This window comes from Gordonibacter sp. (assembly GCF_036667095.1).
GTDB lineage: Bacteria > Actinomycetota > Coriobacteriia > Coriobacteriales > Eggerthellaceae > Gordonibacter.
Genome location: NZ_JAVWUP010000309.1, coordinates 1 through 2295 on the forward strand (window position 1 = coordinate 1; position 2295 = coordinate 2295).

2 protein-coding genes are annotated in these 2295 nt (G+C 55.5%); one reads left to right on the forward strand and one right to left on the reverse strand.

The features are described 5' to 3' along the window. On the reverse strand, nt 1-1094 hold a 1094-nt coding region (locus RR842_RS14045; RefSeq protein WP_332730200.1), incomplete at its 3' end, for a DUF262 domain-containing protein. A 583-nt stretch (nt 1095-1677) separates the two neighbouring features. Between RR842_RS14045 and RR842_RS14050 the strand changes: the two genes are divergently transcribed. Beyond that, on the forward strand, nt 1678-2295 hold a 618-nt coding region (locus tag RR842_RS14050), incomplete at its 3' end, for an ATP-binding protein (protein ID WP_332730201.1).

Genomic DNA, 2295 nt, shown 5'->3' on the forward strand with positions numbered 1-2295 from the left:
TAGGTACACAGAGCGAGGAAGTTCTCTTCGGAAAGTGCCCCCTCATCATATCTTGAATATAGCGCCAACATGAGCGGTCTGATTGGCTTGACCCAGAGATCTGCTATGTGCCCGAACGCTTCTCTGAGGCTAGGATTGGTCTCCTGCCCGAGGAACATGTTTGCATACCGTTGCGCATATTCCATCAGCTCAGAAAGCAGCTCTTCCGTGTCACCTTCAAAGTCATCTTCCTTGAATCGCTTGAACTCGTCGTACGCTTCGTCTTCTTTGGGCTTCCTGTTCGGTACCTTAAGCCAGAGCCAGTACCACATGAAAGCATTAAACTCGCCTTCATTCTCGCGTCCGAAAAGCTGTTTGATAGGATGCCAATAACCTTCATAGAGCCTCGTCTGTTCGTTGTTGGGCAGCGACATGAGAATGTAGTTCCTGATGAGATCGATGGGCGTGAGAGGTTTACCTTTGGAATTCATCGATTCGAAAATGAGCTGGGCATTGTCTGTGGCAGGATCGAGGCTCGTATCGATGATCTGGATGTTTCGGAGTCCTGTCCACAACGTCTTTGCATCAAACGATCTCTCCCTCACCTTCGTGCGAAACCGCTTGTAATTTTCTACTATCAGTTCCGAGCAGTCCTTTGGCATCGCCATGTCGCCTACGATGCTGAAAAGCGTGTCGTGGTCGTCTTGGGAGAGCACGAGTTTGTAGCGTGAATCGCCGATAAGGTCATCGTTATTGAAGAGATAGCTCTTGCGCAAAAAAGACACCCTTGTATCCGTGAGGAAGGATGCACGGTCCACGTCTTCCTCTAGCCACTCGACAAGTGCGGCGATGATGAGCGAGAGGGTCGTCATCCTTTGCTGGCCATCAATGAGGAGCATCTTCTTTATACCGGTGAGTGTGCTTCCGGATTCAGGAATGTAAAGCACTGACCCGACAAAGTGAGGCATCCCATGAATTCCCGCACGCATGATGTCGGTCCATAAATCGTCGCATTGTCTCTCGCCCCACGAATACACCCGCTGATAAACAGGTATCACAAACTGAGTGTTTGCCGTCCCGAGAAGATCAAGGAAAGATGCCTTGTTCGCATCCATACGCATACCTCATTCAAAAATAGTCGCATCTATGAGGCTTCGATTATACCTTGGATGCAGGACACTAATCAGGCTTGTGGGGTCAACAATCTGAAGAGGCCAGATATCGGGGGCGAACCGAACTTCGGCACACCACCCCCCGAATTGTTCGCCGCTCAGCCCAAAGTTAAAGTTCCCACCAAGATTGCGGCAACCATATATGCGCCTAGACTTGCAACCGCACTGCGAAGGGCGTGGGCGTCCTTGCTCCAGAAGCGATTGTCGTGAACATGGCGCTGCGCCCCAGCGCTCTTCGGTCATGGGCGAGTATCGAAGGGAAGCGAAACCCGCCAGGGCTTCGAGTTTTCGGAAGGTCTTGGACAGGTGCGGCACTCTGCCGAAAAGTTTTTGCGGCCCTTGCACGCCGCGCGGTTCCCGGCCGAGCATGCGGGTTCTAAGGCCACCGGGGCGGGACGCACGGAGGAGGTCGGGGTAGAGACGGGGAGATCGTGCCCGCTGCGTCGATGCCGTGCGAAAAGCGCCCGAAAGCTGAAACGGTGCGCGGGTTGCTGGTAGAATGAAGCAGACGCGGGAAAGGACGTACGTGGATCTGAGCAAACTCGACGAGTACAAAGAGGGCAACCGCCTCGAAGTTAAGGCCGCCCAAGGAGGCATACCGGATAGCATCTGGGAGACGGTCTCGGCGTTCGCAAACACGTCGGGCGGCGTCATCGTGCTCGGCGTCAAGGACCGTAAGGGCCATCCCCTCGAAGTGACGGGGCTGCCCGACGCCCACAAGATGCTCGACGACTTCTGGAACGCGGCCCTCAGCAAGGACAAGCTGAGCGCGAGGTTCCTGCAGGACGACGACGCGCGCATCGAGGACGTGGGCGGCAAAGAGGTTATCGTCATCGAGGTGCCGAGGGTGAGCAGGCTCATGCGCCCCGTCTTCCTCAAGAAGGACATCCTGGGCGAGACGTGGCGGCGCACGCACACGGGCGACCACCGCTGCGCCCGCGAGGAAGTGCAGTCGATGCTGCGCGATGCGGAATCCTCGAGCGAAGACTCCCGCATTGCCGAGAACGTGAAGATGGACCATATAGACTCGGAGACGGTGCGGCGCTACAGGGTGCGCTTCTCCGAGAAGAACGCGAACCATATTTGGAACGCGGTATCAGACGAAGAATTCCTGGAGTTCATCGGAGCAGCGAAGAAGGACAAG